Genomic DNA, 14270 nt, shown 5'->3' on the forward strand with positions numbered 1-14270 from the left:
GGCTGCGAGTTCGGAGAACACAGAACACGCGCGAAGGCAAAGCCGACACGATTCCTTCGCCGATTGTACGGAAGATATACCCGCACGGCCGAGAGGATAAACCTTGCGGGCCGCTGCTCTGGTTCCTCTTCTTAGGCGCCTAGGCGCCCGTTGGGGTGGGTGAGCCAATCCGCGAGTTCGGGGCCGCGACCGTCCCCGGCTCGACCGCGACGTCGTGCCCGATGACGCTGCCGGCGCCGATCTGGGCGCCTTTGCCCAGCCGCGCGCCGCTGGCGACAATGCTCTCGACGATCGAGACGCCGTCCTCGAGCGTCACCCCGTCCCAGAGCACGGAATCGCGAATGACCGCTCCGGCGCCGATCGAACACCCGTCTCCGAGGACGACGTGCGGCCCGACCACGGCGCTCGGATGGATCCTAACCCCGGCGCCCACGTGGACCGGCTCGAGCAGATTCTCGTGGCTGACGCCCGCGGCACCGCGCCCGGAGATGCCGGGCTCCATATCGAGGGGCATCGCGCCCGTGAGAATGTCGTGGTGGGCGGCCAAATAGGCCTCGGGTTTCCCAAGGTCGATCCAATAGTCGTCGGTGGTGAAGGCGAAGAGACCGCGGTCCTCCGCCAGGATCTTCGGAAAGGTCTCGCGTTCGATCGAGACGTTGCGGCCGGGCGGAATCAGATCGAGGACCTCGCGCTCGAAGAGGTACGTGCCGGCATTGATCTCGTCGGTCGGCGCGGTGCCCTTCGGCGGCTTCTCGACGAAGGCCGAGATGCGTCCCTCGCCGTCGTGCACGACGCAGCCGAACGCCGAGGGGTCGTCTACCTTAATGAGATGAAGCGCGCCGAGGCCGCCCTTCGCTGCGTGATACGCCATCATGGCACGCAGGTCGAGACTGGTGAGCACGTCGCCGTTGAGCACGAAAAACGGACCGGTGATGTGCTCCTCGACGTTCTTGAGGGCGCCGGCGGTGCCGAGCGGGTCGGTCTCGATCACGTAGGTGATCTTCATATCGAGCTGGGAGCCGTCGCCGAAATACTCGGTGATCGCCTCGGGCAAGTAACCCGCTGGAAGGATGACGTCGCGAATCCCGACTTCGTGAAGCCGCTCGAGCGTACGTGCCAGGAACGGCACGTTCATGATCGGCACCATGGGCTTTGGGGTACCGTAGGTCAACGGCCGAAGACGCGTTCCCTCACCGCCGACCAAAACGATAGCCTGCACGAAGACCTCCCGGAACAAATGGCAGAAAGCAAAGAAAGCGGACTGATGCGCCCTGGGGTTTCGATATTCCCCGTAGACGGCGACGACAAACGACCGAACATGCCAGGGGGGTGGCACCTCGCTATGCGAGTCTGCGAGTATGCGAACGTACGATTGGAGCGAGATCCAACGCTATTATGACGCTGGCCACACCTACCGTGAGTGCCGCTCGCGCGTCAGCATCAAGCGGAGGCTGCTACAGGCGGGAATCCTCGAAAATCGATGCTCGGAATGCGGTCTCTCCGATTGGAATGGAAAGCCGCTCGCGGTTCAAATCGACCACGTAAACGGGATCAAGGACGATTGGCGATTAGATAACTTGCGAATGCTCTGCCCGAACTGCCATAGCCAGACTCCGACATTTGGGGGGCGCAACGCCGTGCGCCTCCGCAATCGAGCCTTGCATGACCGTGACGCTTTCGTGTAGTATAACCGGCGAGCCACATGACATATTCCCGGTTCGTCTAATGGTAGGACAGCAGCCTCTGAAGCTGTTTATTGGAGTTCGAGTCTCTGACCGGGAGCATGGCCCTATCGTCTAGAGGCCTAGGACGCCGCCCTCTCACGGCGGTAACACGGGTTCGAATCCCGTTGGGGCTACCATTTCCGCCCTTCATTGATAAGGGCTCCGCGACTCCGCGGCTTCGTGCAACAGCAATGCAACGGAGCCGCTTTTGTATCTCCGAAAGGCGCAAAGCCGGCCCTTCGACCCCTTTTGTTGTAGTGCAGGGGAGCATCCGATCGCCTAGAAAACTGCGAGTTAAGTCGCATGTTTGTGCAAGCATTAGCTTGTCTAAGGAGGCCTCTTCATGTGGTTCTCAATGCGCGTATTTGCGGTACTCGTTTTAGCGGGTGCCGTTGTTGCATGCCAAGGCGGCAATACGGCAGCGCCACCCACCGCCGCTCCGACGACCGCGCCCACGACGGGTCCGACAACGTCGCCCACGACGAACCCAACAACATCGCCCACGACGAATCCGACAACGTCGCCCACGACGAGCCCAACGACCTCTCCGGGCCTTTACACCTTCGGAGGATCGTCCACGACAACGACGTTCTCGGTTGGGCAGGCGCCGGCTCTTACGTCGCTGGCGGTGTATCACGGTATCTCCGCGACCATACAGTTCGGTGCGCCGACTTCGGGCAGCGGCCCGGTGCAGATCAGCGATGCGCTAAACAACGGCGACATCTCGCCGAACACGCTGCCGGCCGACAACGCAACGTCCGGCGCGACTCCGATCTTCTACATCTCAATCTACAATGCGAATTCGACGGAAATCGATATCAACTCCACGCCGGCGGTTACCGTAACCGATTCCAACGGATTCGGATCGGCGACCGCGTGCACGTTGGATTCGTACAATAACGGAGCTTGGAAGAACACCCAAGTCCCCAGCGCCGCGCCGTCGGGAACGAGCGTGACGTTCCCGGCTTCCACTCTGGGCAAACTACAAATAACTGCCAACGCGCAGCAGATAGTCGCGCTCTCCTGTAAGTAGGCAACTCTAATTGGGCGCGAAAGGCCGTCTCTGAAGGAGGCGGCCTTTCCGTTCCGATTGCCATCGCGCGCTTCGGAGCCGCCGTCCGATAGGCCCGCCCGCGCTCGGCGTCAAACCGAAGGCCCGGATGTCACCTAGCGACGCGATCAAAACCTTAGTCGACGGGAATGCCCGCTTCGTAGCCGGCACCCCGCGACCGCGACCGAGCATCGCCCGGATTCGCGAGCTTGCCGGCGGACAAGCGCCGTTTGCGACCGTCCTCGCGTGCGCAGACTCGCGCGTCCCGGTGGAAATGCTCTTCGACTGCGATCCCGGCGACATTTTCGTGGTGCGCCTGGCCGGAAATTACGTAAGCGACGACGCGCTTGCGTCGATCGAATACGCAGTCGCCATGCTCGAGACGCCGCTCGTAATGGTGCTCGGTCACACGTCGTGCGGCGCGGTCCACGCGGCGGTTGAATTCGTGAAGACCGGCGCGCACCTCCCGGGCCACATGCAAACGCTCGCCAACGCGATCGAACCGGCCGCAAAGAACACCGAGGGTCGTCCCGGTGATTGGTGGCGCAACGCCGTGGCCGAAAACGTGCGCCTCAATGTAGACGCGTTACGAGCCTCGTCGCCGGTCATGACGAACGCCGCGTGCGAGATCGCCGGCGCCGTGTACGATCTAGCGACCGGAGAAGTTACGCTGCTGTAAGGTCCGGATTCACGGCGACGCTACGCGGTGCTCCACGCCGATTGCCGTCGTAATCCAGTGCGCGTCGTCGAGCGAAAACTCTTCGCGAAAATCGATCGTGTCGGCGTTTCGAAACACGTTAACGACGCGGGCGTAGACGATTTTTCCTTTTTGACGATCCGTCCACGGAAACGTCCACGTATTTCCGGCGATTTTCAATTCGCCTGAAGATGCCGTACTGCCGCCCGGCGGAATCGCGCTCGTGTGGTACAGATCGCGCTTCGCGTCGTACGTGTACACGATCAGCGCGGCGGACGGACCGTTGACGAACTGGTCGCACGCATAGTAGCCCGCGCTTCGCCAACAGTCGTTTCGGACGCTCGCGGTTTCCACGCGCGCCGTGCTGTAGGCGGTCTTGTAGTGCACGGTTCGCGAGTGCCAGGTTCCGGCATAGGCGGCGATCTTCTCTATCCCCGCTCCGCTCGGTTGCGCGGCCGCCGTCGATGCGGCCCACGCCAGCGCCGTAAGGACGACGGCGGCGCGCGATGCGTTGCGTTTCATACGTACTCCTATCTGTGTGCGGCGACGAACGTCCGAAATTCCGCCCCCAGCGGATCGTGCGGATCAAGGAAGGCGCGCAGCACGCCCATGTGATCTGCGCCAATTTCGCGAAACGCCTGGGACTCGACGCCGGCCGCCCGCAGAGCGCGGACGAAAGAAATCGTGCGGGGACACGATCCGGCGTCGTCGGCCGTTCCGCAGACTGCCTCGACCGGAGGCGAGGCTGGATCGACGGTGAGTGCCGGCGAAATCCGCGCGCGATCGTCGGCGGTCTCGCCGTAAATGTGGCCGTCGACGCGTTTCCACGAGTCGGGCTCGTCGGACAAGTCGCGCACGTCGTACGCCCCGGCGAGGGCGAATACGCCGCGAATATCGCGCGGCGAGGCGCCCGCTTCTCGTAGATACTCCAGGTGCGTTCCGATCATCGCAACGATCTGCGCTCCGGCCGAGTGCCCCACGAGAAATGTTGACGTCGGATCGATGCCGTAATCGCGAGCGTGTGCGAGCATCCACGCAATAGCGAGCGCGACATCGCGCGTCGAGCCCTGCGCGTCGGTTTGCGGAAAGAGCCGGTACGATGGAATCGCCACCGCCATCCCCGCCCGCGAGAGCGCTCTCCCAACATCCACGTCGTCGCGACGATCGCCATACATGAACGCCCCGCCGTGCGCGAAGACGATCAGCGGCGCTCCGGCACGCTCCGCGGGAAGATACAGATCGAGACGATGAACGTCGCTACCGTCCGGCGCGTACGCGATGCCGGTGGTCTGCTCGGGCAAACGAGGGCTCGTGCCCGAACAAAGCAGGCAAAGCGCGACGAGCGCCAGCGATCGAAGCATGGCACCATGCTGGACCAATCGAGCGAGGTTTACTTCAAGGATGGCTCAAGAAACGCTCAATCCGCCATCCAAGACGCAAACCGCGCTCGGCGCTGCAGCGTTGCGAAGCGCGGATCTCGCGCGATCGCTCGGCGCTCCGCCGGACTGACTCGCGTCAACCAAACGAACGTGTCGCGCGCGTCGTCGAGCGCCAAATAGGCGGCGGCGATCGAAGCCGCATCCCAATCGCCGATCGTGCTGGGGTCGATCGAGGCTTCCAACGTTTGGAGGCGGCCCAACGCCGCATCGCGATGACCGGTGAGCGCGTCGACCCGGGCGGCCAGCGAGAGCGCTTGTACGCGCGTCGATCGGTTCTGCAGGAGTGCCGCGATGAATGGCCGCGCGCTGCGGTATTCCTTGCGCGCGATGTAGGCGTTTGCGAGCGTGATGCGGGCCAGCGGCACGAGTTGTCGTTCCGCCAGCATCTGCCTCGAAAACGCGACGGCGTCGCCGTAGTCGCGTAAAAGAAAGTCGCTCCAGGCGAGCGACGAGAGGGTGCCCGCCGCGTTCGGAGCGATCGCAACCGCGCGGGCGAACAGTGCGTGCGCCTTCTCAATGCGGCCTTGATTCAAAAGGATCGTCCCGCTCCAGGCAAGCGCGCCGACATCGTTTGGATTCAGCTGCAAAGCGCGAGCGAACGACGCGGCAGCGGCCACGTCGTCGCGCTCGATCGTCATCTGCACGGCCCCGAGCGCGGCATCGGCGTCGGCGGAATGCGCATCGTTCGTGACGGCTTGGTTCGCAGAGACGATCGCGCGGCCTTGGAGGCGGGCCGCCTCCGCCGGCGACGACGCATAATACGCGAGGCTTGCCGAGGTTTGCGCCGCGCCGGCAAAACCGAGAGCGCTGTGCGGGTAGTCGCGGGCGAGCGCCGCAAAGAGATCGTAACTGCGTCGCAGGTTTTGCGGCGAGCCTCGTTCTTGATACTGCTTGGCCAAAAGATATTGCCCCATCGCTCGCGCATCGAGCGGACGCGGCCCGTTGGCGAAGGCAATCAGTAGAACCGCCGATGCCACGGCGACGAACGCGCCGGCCCAGCGGAGCGTGCCGCCCGGCCAGCGACGCGGTCCACGGCTCGCCGGCGGATCGCCGAGCGTCAAACAATACCCGCGCTTGCGAACGTTCTCAACGCACGCATCGCTCGCGTGCTCTTTGAGAAACGCGCGCAGAACGTAAACGGTTTGCGTGAGATTTCCCTCATCGACGTAGCTCTCGGGCCACACGCTCTCCATCAGGTCGCGTTTGTCTACCACGCTGCCGGCGTTCGCGAGAAGCACGAGCAGCACGTCGACTGCTCTCGGAGCCAAGGGAACGGCAACGCCGGCGCGACGAATGACACGCTCTTCCGACGAGAGCGTCAGCGAACCGAGGTGGTAACGCTTATCCGGGGCAGCGACGGTGCGATCGGCCTGCATGTTGCCGCGCGATCTCGCGCAAGTCCGTTCCGCCGCAGAGGGCCGCGGCGTACTCCCAGCTGGTCGTCACTTCGTACCAATGAGCCCAGCACTCGCGGACCTTCGATTCGGTCACGGCAAATCGTATCGCGAGTGCGGTGCAAAAGGCGCCCTCCGGTTCGCAGGTCGCGGTTGGCCGCTTCCAGAGCCACTGCTTCCAATAGACATTAGCGTGCACTTGCACGTCGGCGAGGACGGCGACTTCGAGATCGATGTCGTGAATCGCGAGAGCGGGAAGGCGCGATCGTGGTTCCGGCCGTTGCATCAACATGGCGAGCCCTTCTTCCGGGGGCACGTTTCATTTGACGCGCCAAGGAGCTCTCCCCTTGACAGCTTTGGCCCTCAGGCGGCGTTAGCGAGCCAGGAGTTCGGCCAAGGGGCCGCTCGATGGCGAGCCTCGGCCAAGTCGCTCTCGGAGTGTGTGATTCTTGCGATGGTGCGCGCCGTTTTCGCGGCCCGCCATGCAAACCCGAGCGTCTGCCACAGATCGCGCGCCTCGTTGAGCATCGTCAGCCCTCGCATCGTTTGCCCGGTCAGCGCGGCGACCGCGCCCAGCGCATCCAGTTCGTGACCGCGGAATCGGCGGTCGTTCGAGTAGGCGAAACGCGGGTCGAGCGGCTTGCGAATCGCCTTATACTGGTTCACCACGAACGCGGCATGCGCCATGTTGTGGGACGCCATATTCTCTGCCAGCCAGAGTAAAGCCAAACGTTCTTCGCCGTCCGTCGATGCCCAGTCTACGGTCTGCGACAGGCGGTGTGCCTCGTCCAACCTATCGCGCGCCGCATTGGCCTCGCCGAGTTCGTGGAAAAGATACGCGCGATCGAGCAGGGCGTCGATTCGCCACGCGTTCGAGGTTGCGAACACATCGGCTTCACGCAGGTCGCGCATGCAGTTCGACACGTCGCCGGCGAGGGCCGAATGCCATCCGAGGGCGCGGTGGACGTTGTAGGCCCATCCGTGAGTCTCCGTGCTCCATGGCAAAGATTCGGCGCGTGAGCGCATGGTCGTTTCGATGTGCGGCACGTACAGTTCGCCCACCACGGACGCGAGGTTGTTCAGCAGCGACGCTTCGGCCCAGACATCGCGCCGGTCGAGCGTGTCCAATTCATAGAGAGCGGAGGATAGACAGGCGATTTGATCGTGAAATCTGCCGTGGTGCCCTTCGATGAACCCGAGCAGCTCGAAGAGATATGCGCGCGCTACTCCCAAGGGGCGCGAATGCGGTTCGTCGTGCGATCCGGGGACTTCGCTCAAGGCCTCTTGAGCAATCTTTTGCGCGGTCGGAAGATCGCGCCGGAGTACGGCAGCGTGGGCTTCATAGTAGCGCAACTCGGAATGAAGCGCGACTGACGGTATGCTGAACGCATAGGCGCGCGCGTCGAGACGTGCCTCATCGGCACCGTCGCGGTCGTTTTTTCGCTCGAGAATCGTCCCTAGCAGCATGTAACAGTGCGCCAGATCATCGAGGCGATCCGCTCGAGGATGGGTATGGCGAACGACTTGTTCGGCATCCCGCAAGCGACGCATCCGCATGAGCGTCCGCGCTCGCAGGATCGCAGCCTCGAACGTTCCATGATGGTGCAATGCAGCAATGCACTCGCTGTTACGTGCGAGTGCAAACGCTTCTAAAGCATCTTCGAATGGCTGCGGCCTCGAGCGTATCGAGACGATCCGTTGCATACACCCTCCCGTCCATGGGTAGGCGGGAAGCTCAAAAAGAACTCACCCGTCAACTCAATGAATCGGTCGGCCGCTTCGGAAACTTGAGTTCTGACGCGCTCTTAAGCGGGTTTTACCCGCCGAGTTCGCCACCGCCGGAAAGCGCAACAACGATGCTATGGAGGAAGTGGCCGACGAGAGCCGCGTGGGCGATCAAGGCGTGAATCATGGGTTTGTCCCTCCCGGTGGGCGGTGCATAGGTCATCCTGACTAGCCGGCACGAGAAAAACCCGCGAGCGGCCTCCTGATTGCCAAGAGTTCGTAAAGGATTGAGCGGGTGCCTGCGACTTTTAGGACCTCCGACCCACTGATTTTCGACCCAGCCCCGTTGGGGCATAGGCCCCAAGTAGGTAGCAAGGACCATTTGAAACCACGAATTTCGTGTCATAATGTCTCAGTCGCCCACACCCGGTATGCGGGTAACTGCATACGCGACACGGTCGAAGGCCCGCCCTCTGGGCGGGCCTTCCCGTTTTTGGCGTGGGCGTTAGGGTTCGAATCCGCCGGCGCGCTTCGTGGCCTTGAATTCGACGATTTCGCACTCCGAGATCCCCTCGCGGACGAACGGATCCTCGGCGAGTACGCGCTCGATGTCTTCGCGCGAAGCGTCGGCGGTCACGATGACCCCGCCCACTCGCGGCTCTTGCGGACCCGATACGAGAAAGAGTCCGCTCGCGTAGTACCGATCCAAATACGCTCGATGCTCGGCAAGAAAGCGTTCCACGGCATCGAGCGGTTGGACGTATCGCGATAACAAGAGATACATTCGCGCCAGCTAGTTCGTTCCGACCGGATGCTCCTGTTTTTTCGAGCCATTGCTCGTTGCGCCGTTGGTGCCGGTGATCGTTAGCTCGCGCCGCTTATTCGGACCGGGATGACCCTCTAGCGGTTCGAGTTTGAGCGCTTTCTTCAGATCGAGGCCGGCGCGCGTTGCCAGCTGCGTTCCGTAGTCGGCGTCGCAGTGATAGAAATGCCACACCATACGCAGCGCGATATTCTCCGGGCATCCCTTGAGATCGCCGCCGATGTTGGCCAGCAGGTCCTCGCGTTCCCAGCCTTCGAGCGTGCGATACCGCTCGCCGGCTTGTTTGTAGTCGTCCTGCGTGCGCGTGATGCCGTGACGCATCACGTGCCCCGTAACCGGCTGGTAGTAATCGCGCTTATGCTTCGGCGCTTCCGTTAGGCCGTCGCGCGAGGTGGGCTCGTAATTCACGTGCGGGTCGCCCGCGTCGTCGACCGAGTACGCCATCTGTCCGTCCCGCTGGTAGGTGCGCACCGGTACTTTGGGCCGATTGATCGGCAACTGCAGGTAGTTCGCGCCGACGCGATAGCGTTGCGTATCGGAGTATGAGAACGTACGGCCGAGCAGCATCTTGTCGTCGGAGAAATCCATTCCGTCAACGAGCACGCCGGTACCGAATGCCGCTTGTTCGACCTCCGCAAAATAGTTTTCGGGATTCTTGTTGAGGACCATCTTGCCGACCGGGTGCTTCGGGAAAAGCTCCTCGGGCCAAACTTTCGTATCGTCGAGCGGGTCGAAATCCAGCTCCGGATGCTCGCTATCGGCCATCATCTGGATCTGCATCTCCCACTCGGGATAGTCGCCACGATCGATTGCTTCGAAGAGATCGCGCGTCGCGTGATTGTGATCTTTGGCTTGGATCTCGGCGGCCGCAGCGGCCGTGAGATTGCGGTTGCCCTGCTTGGGCACCCAATGATATTTGATCAAGGTCGATTCGCCATCGGCGTTGATCCAACGATAGGCGTTCACGCCCGACCCGATCATCTCGCGATAATTCGCGGGAATGCCCCACGGACTCTTAACCCACGTGATCAAATGCAGCATCTCGGGCTGGTGCATGGCAAAATCGTAAAAGCGCCAGGGCTCGTAGACGTTGGTTTTCGGGTCGGGCTTCGCGGCGTGATTGAGATCCATAAATTTGGTCGCGTCCCGAATGAAAAATACCGGGAGATTGTTGCCGACCAAATCCCAGTTGCCGTCTTTGGTGTAGAATTTTACCGCGAAACCGCGCGGGTCGCGCATCGTCTCGGGCGACTCCTTGCCGCCGCCGACGGTTGAAAAGCGCACGAACACCGGCGTCTTATGGCCGGCCTCGGTGATGACTTTAGCGCGAGTGAAACGGTTCGCCGGTTCTTTGCCGACTTTGCCGTAGGATTCGAAGTAGCCGTGCGCTCCCGCCCCGCGCGCGTGGACCACCCGCTCCGGGACGCGCTCTCGATCGAAGTGCGACATCTTCTCGAGGAAATGATAGTTCTCAAGCGTGGCCGGACCGCGCTCGCCGACCGTTCGAAGGTTCTGGTTGTCCCGAACCGGGTGTCCCTGGCGCGTGGTGAGGATCTCTTTTTTGCTCATGGTCCCTCACAGATTATGAAAATGGTTTTCAGTTTTTTCATACTACCACCAGGCGATGGAAAAGAGCAAGAGCGTCGCTCGTTCGATCCAAGCCGCGGCGGCGGCGCGCGTTACGGTTGGTGAACGCGCATCCACAGCCGCCGCGCTCGGTCTAGCAGCGCCGGCCGATCCGCCGCAAGCACGAGGCGTTGGCGCACCAGTATTCGCGATGCAGCCGCATAGAGCGCCAAGTAGACGTCTTCGCTTGGATAGCGTTCCTCGATCGAGAGTCGCGGATCGCCGGTTGCCAGCCGCCGCGCGCGCGTTTGAGCGAACGGGAGAAACGAGCCGTAAAAATCCGACGTCTTCGCGGGAGCGCCGACCGATGGACTGCGCAAATTCCACCCCGTGTAGGTTGCCAGCGGCACGGCGATCTCCGGCAGGCGGATGCCGGCGAGGTCGGTGCCGTCCGCATCGACTTGCGGCAGCAGCACGGGATACGCGGCGCCCACGAGCGGCGGCTCGTTATCGACTATTCCGTCGCTTGCGAATCGCGAACCGTAGTCGACGCGATAGACCATGCGATAGTACTGCGGAAACGTCACGCCGGGGATCGTTGGGAAAGCGACGCGATCGAGCGGCACGAGCGTCTTGGCCGCAATTGTCGGGATTCGGCTCGCAGGCGGCTTCGTACCGCGACGTACCCACGCATCGAGGTCCACCAAGAGCGCGCGCATCATATACCGGTAGTCGAGAATATCCGGTTGATTTTGCAGGAACGGTTCTCGACCCGTATCGATCGGCAGCGAAAAATGCTGCCCGCCGGCGAGCAAGTATTCGCGCACGTTCGGTGACAAGGCGGCGTCGCGCGAGGCGTCGATCGTAGTATGCGTCAGCGATGCCGCACGGCCCCAGTATCCGTAGGACGAATTGGTGAGAACGATCTTAACCGCGGGATCGATCCCTCCGTCGAGGGTGAACGGCGGGAGATCGGTCGGATAGAAAAACGATGAAAAGCTCGGTCCGTCGCGCGACGGCTGCGCGAACCGGTGGTTGAAGCTCCCGCGACCGGCGCCCGCAACGTGAGCGAGGATCGCATCGAAGACTTCTCGGTCGCGTTCGTCGCGATTGAAGCCTTGGTAAAAAAAGTGGCGGAGAAAGCGGCCGCTCTGCGAGATACCGAATCCATACGCGCGCTTTGCCGGAACGATCGCATGCGGATCGTACTTGAGATACGAAACGGCGTCGCGAACGGCAGCCAAACCCAACCCGACCGGCACTGGATTGGTCGCACGATACACGAGTTCGTAGATTTTGCCGGGCGTAAATCCCGCGTCGTAACGGATCGCGGGCCGATCGGTTGCGAATCGCCACGCACTGCGGGGTATCACGATCCGCGGACCGTTCACCTCGTCGCGAACCGTCAGCACGTTCGCCGGGTCGTTCGGATCGACGACCGGGTAGGGAACATGTCCGCGATGCGCCAGGTCCATGTACGACGAGCGTTCCGACGGCACGTCGTCGTCGCGCACGAGTCCGGTAATCGGCTTCCCGTTTTCCGTTACGACGGGCACGTCGAGACGCAGATGTTTTGCATCGCGAGGAACGTCGAATTGCCAGCCGACCCACGCGAGCGTGTATCCGGCATCGAGTAAAAATCCATCGCCCGGATCGTCGGGACCGTGGCCGCTCGCGAGATCGAACCACGCGGGCAGCGAGCGGCCCCCGCGATTGCTCACTTCGAAGAGCACGGTCCCGTTGCGTTTTGCGGGATTTCTGGGCGTTAAGATCTCCAGATCGCCGGCGGATTCCACCAATCCATGCTTGTCGCGCGGCGCTCGATCGAGATCGACGATCGCTTTATTGCGCGCGGCGCGAGGATCGTCGGCAAAGTGCATCCGGCCGACGATGCGCTCGTAGGGGCCGGCCGAACCGAACGAGCGGCCCGCCAGGTACGGGCCGCGACTCGCCACATCGACGCCGTCCACGTGCGCGCTCGCAGCGGTTGCGGGCACGGTAAAAACCGCGATCGCGACCAATAGCCGGCCCCATCGGTTCATTCAGTTTTCCCCTTGAAAATGACGTTCAGTTCCTTGCCTGCGAGGAGGATATGGTACAATGGCGCCAGCTTATGACCGACAGCCTCACCTCCGCCCAGCCCCATTTGGCCAAAAACTACCGCTTCGTGTACGAGATCGTCCGCGAACAGGGCCGAGGTACGCACTTGGCTATGTCCGACGTCTACGCCCTCGCGAAGGACCGGCAGCCGGGCATCGGTTTCACGACCGTCTATCGAGCGCTCGCCCGTTTGCGCGACATGGGCCTGGTCGCCGAGATTCTGCTTCCGGGAGCGGATAGCGCGTACTACGAACCCTCGGGCGCGGCCCACGCGCATTTTCGCTGCGACCGCTGCGGCAGCGTGCAAGACGTCGACTACCAAATCCCCAAACGCGTCGTCGGCGATCTCGCTCGTACGCATGGCGTCGAAGTGAGCGAGGTTCTCGTGAGCCTGCACGGCCGCTGCGCGGCGTGTCGAAGCGCTCAACCGGCGTAGAGTTCGCGCCGCGTCGGCGGCAGATCCACGCGTCCCCCACCCTCGGGCTTGGCGAGCAATGACTGAAAGAGGCCGATCCGCCCGATTCTAAAGCCCTGTGCACTGCCGGCCATATAGAGCCGCCACGTTCGAAACGCTTGCTCTCCGGCGGTCGCTATCGCGGTCGACCCGTTACGCTCGAGATTCGCAACCCACGCGCGCAACGTTCGCATGTAGTGCTCGCGCAGATTCTCGACGTCCCGAACCTCGAAACCGGCTCGTTCCGCTACGAGCAGCGCGTCGGAAACCGCCACCAGCTCGCCATCGGGAAAGATGAACCGCTCCATAAACCCGCTCGACTTGCCGCCTTTACGCCCCGGCCCTTGTTCGGCGATGCCGTGATTTAGAAACAATCCGCCGGGTTTGAGCAACGAAAACGCCGTCTCGAAATACTCGGGGAGCTTGGAACGGCCGACGTGTTCGAACATGCCGATGCTCGCGATCTTGTCGAACGTCGTCTTTGGCAGTTCGCGGTAATCCCACAACTCGACGCGCGCGTGGCTCTCCACGCCGGCCGCCGCGATCCGTCGTTGCGCCTCTTCGTACTGCGCCCGGCTCAGCGTTACGCCGAGCACGTCGGCCCCGAACTGCTTGGCCGCGCGCACGACGAGCGCGCCCCATCCGCAGCCGATATCCAACAGCCGTTCGCCGCGCGCGAGCCGCAATTTACGCAGCGTGTGATCGATCTTCGCGATTTGCGCGTCGTCGAGATTGTCGACGCCATCGTCGTAGTAAGCGCACGAGTATACCAGTTCGCGATCCAAAAACGTCCGGTAAAAATCGACCGGCTGATCGTAGTGGAATCCGATGGCCGCGCGATCGCGCGCGCGCGAATGCATGCGGCCGTTCAAACGCGCCTCGTGCAGCGGCGGAAATTTGCCCTTCGGCAAGCGCATCAGCAAGAGCAAGAGCCGCGCCATCGTGGGGCGCGGCATGCGTTCGAGCGCCCGGTACAGTTCGTCGACCGCGGCTTCCATATCGCCGTCGCATTCGAGCAGGCCGGCGGCAAAGGCGCGCCCGGCGTTGAGATCGACCGGCGGCGCGAACGCCATTCGCAGCGTCGCCGGGGTGTTGATTCGCAGCGTGAAATCCGCGTGGATCTCGGCCGGGATCTCGGTGCCGTCCCAGAGGCACACGGCGAATCGGCGCGCATAGGATTCTCCGAAGATCAGCCGCAGAATCGCCGCCGCAATCCGGGCATGAGGATCGGTCGATGCAAACGTTTCGACGATCATCCTGCAGGCGTTTCGCGCGCGGGTGCGGGGCTCCCGCCGCA

The 14270-nt window shown here is 62.6% G+C and carries 13 protein-coding genes and 2 tRNA genes; 5 read left to right on the top strand and 10 right to left on the bottom strand.

Going from position 1 to position 14270, the window contains the following annotated elements:
- Window positions 1-139: 139 nt before the first annotated feature.
- Complete coding sequence (locus tag VIG32_06615; protein HEY8297680.1) at window positions 140-1219, bottom strand: NDP-sugar synthase; 1080 nt, start codon at window positions 1217-1219, stop codon at window positions 140-142.
- A gap of 492 nt (window positions 1220-1711) precedes the next feature.
- On the opposite strand from VIG32_06615, the gene VIG32_06620 reads away from it, so the two are divergent.
- The 4 genes from VIG32_06620 to VIG32_06635 all read left to right on the top strand — a co-directional run bounded on the left by VIG32_06620 (window position 1712) and on the right by VIG32_06635 (window position 3454).
- Window positions 1712-1782, top strand: a tRNA-Gln gene (locus VIG32_06620).
- Between the two features lie 3 nt (window positions 1783-1785).
- Window positions 1786-1861, top strand: a tRNA-Glu gene (locus tag VIG32_06625).
- Window positions 1862-2352: 491 nt separating this feature from the next.
- A complete protein-coding gene (locus VIG32_06630) occupies window positions 2353-2757 on the top strand; it encodes a hypothetical protein (GenBank protein HEY8297681.1) in 405 nt (134 codons plus the stop codon).
- A gap of 127 nt (window positions 2758-2884) precedes the next feature.
- A complete protein-coding gene (locus VIG32_06635) occupies window positions 2885-3454 on the top strand; it encodes a carbonic anhydrase (GenBank protein HEY8297682.1) in 570 nt (189 codons plus the stop codon).
- A 9-nt stretch (window positions 3455-3463) separates the two neighbouring features.
- Here VIG32_06635 and VIG32_06640 read toward each other — a convergent pair whose 3' ends face one another.
- From VIG32_06640 to VIG32_06675, 8 genes are all read right to left on the bottom strand, one after another.
- Entirely contained in the window at window positions 3464-3994 is a 531-nt protein-coding gene (locus VIG32_06640; GenBank protein HEY8297683.1) for a hypothetical protein, read from the bottom strand.
- 8 nt (window positions 3995-4002) lie between these two features.
- Window positions 4003-4833 carry an alpha/beta hydrolase gene (locus tag VIG32_06645; GenBank protein HEY8297684.1) on the bottom strand — a complete coding sequence of 277 codons (831 nt, stop codon included), beginning with the start codon at window positions 4831-4833 and terminating at the stop codon, window positions 4003-4005.
- Window positions 4834-4889: 56 nt separating this feature from the next.
- Window positions 4890-6179 carry a winged helix-turn-helix domain-containing protein gene (locus tag VIG32_06650; protein ID HEY8297685.1) on the bottom strand — a complete coding sequence of 430 codons (1290 nt, stop codon included), beginning with the start codon at window positions 6177-6179 and terminating at the stop codon, window positions 4890-4892.
- 73 nt (window positions 6180-6252) lie between these two features.
- Complete coding sequence (locus VIG32_06655) at window positions 6253-6591, bottom strand: hypothetical protein (protein ID HEY8297686.1); 339 nt, start codon at window positions 6589-6591, stop codon at window positions 6253-6255.
- Between the two features lie 77 nt (window positions 6592-6668).
- A complete protein-coding gene (locus tag VIG32_06660) occupies window positions 6669-7862 on the bottom strand; it encodes a hypothetical protein (GenBank protein ID HEY8297687.1) in 1194 nt (397 codons plus the stop codon).
- A gap of 673 nt (window positions 7863-8535) precedes the next feature.
- Window positions 8536-8814 (bottom strand): YciI family protein, encoded by a 279-nt coding sequence (locus tag VIG32_06665; GenBank protein ID HEY8297688.1) that lies wholly within the window; start codon window positions 8812-8814, stop codon window positions 8536-8538.
- A gap of 9 nt (window positions 8815-8823) precedes the next feature.
- Complete coding sequence (locus VIG32_06670; protein HEY8297689.1) at window positions 8824-10422, bottom strand: catalase; 1599 nt, start codon at window positions 10420-10422, stop codon at window positions 8824-8826.
- 110 nt (window positions 10423-10532) lie between these two features.
- Window positions 10533-12461: an alpha/beta hydrolase domain-containing protein gene (locus tag VIG32_06675; protein HEY8297690.1), complete on the bottom strand. Its 1929-nt coding sequence runs from the start codon at window positions 12459-12461 to the stop codon at window positions 10533-10535.
- Between the two features lie 50 nt (window positions 12462-12511).
- Between VIG32_06675 and VIG32_06680 the strand changes: the two genes are divergently transcribed.
- A complete protein-coding gene (locus tag VIG32_06680; protein ID HEY8297691.1) occupies window positions 12512-12955 on the top strand; it encodes a Fur family transcriptional regulator in 444 nt (147 codons plus the stop codon).
- Here VIG32_06680 and VIG32_06685 read toward each other — a convergent pair.
- Complete coding sequence (locus VIG32_06685) at window positions 12943-14229, bottom strand: cyclopropane-fatty-acyl-phospholipid synthase family protein (protein HEY8297692.1); 1287 nt, start codon at window positions 14227-14229, stop codon at window positions 12943-12945. The two genes, VIG32_06680 and VIG32_06685, sit on opposite strands and share 13 nt — an antisense overlap.
- Window positions 14230-14270 lie beyond the last annotated feature (41 nt).

The organism is Candidatus Baltobacteraceae bacterium, from assembly GCA_036559195.1.
GTDB lineage: Bacteria > Vulcanimicrobiota > Vulcanimicrobiia > Vulcanimicrobiales > Vulcanimicrobiaceae > JALYTZ01.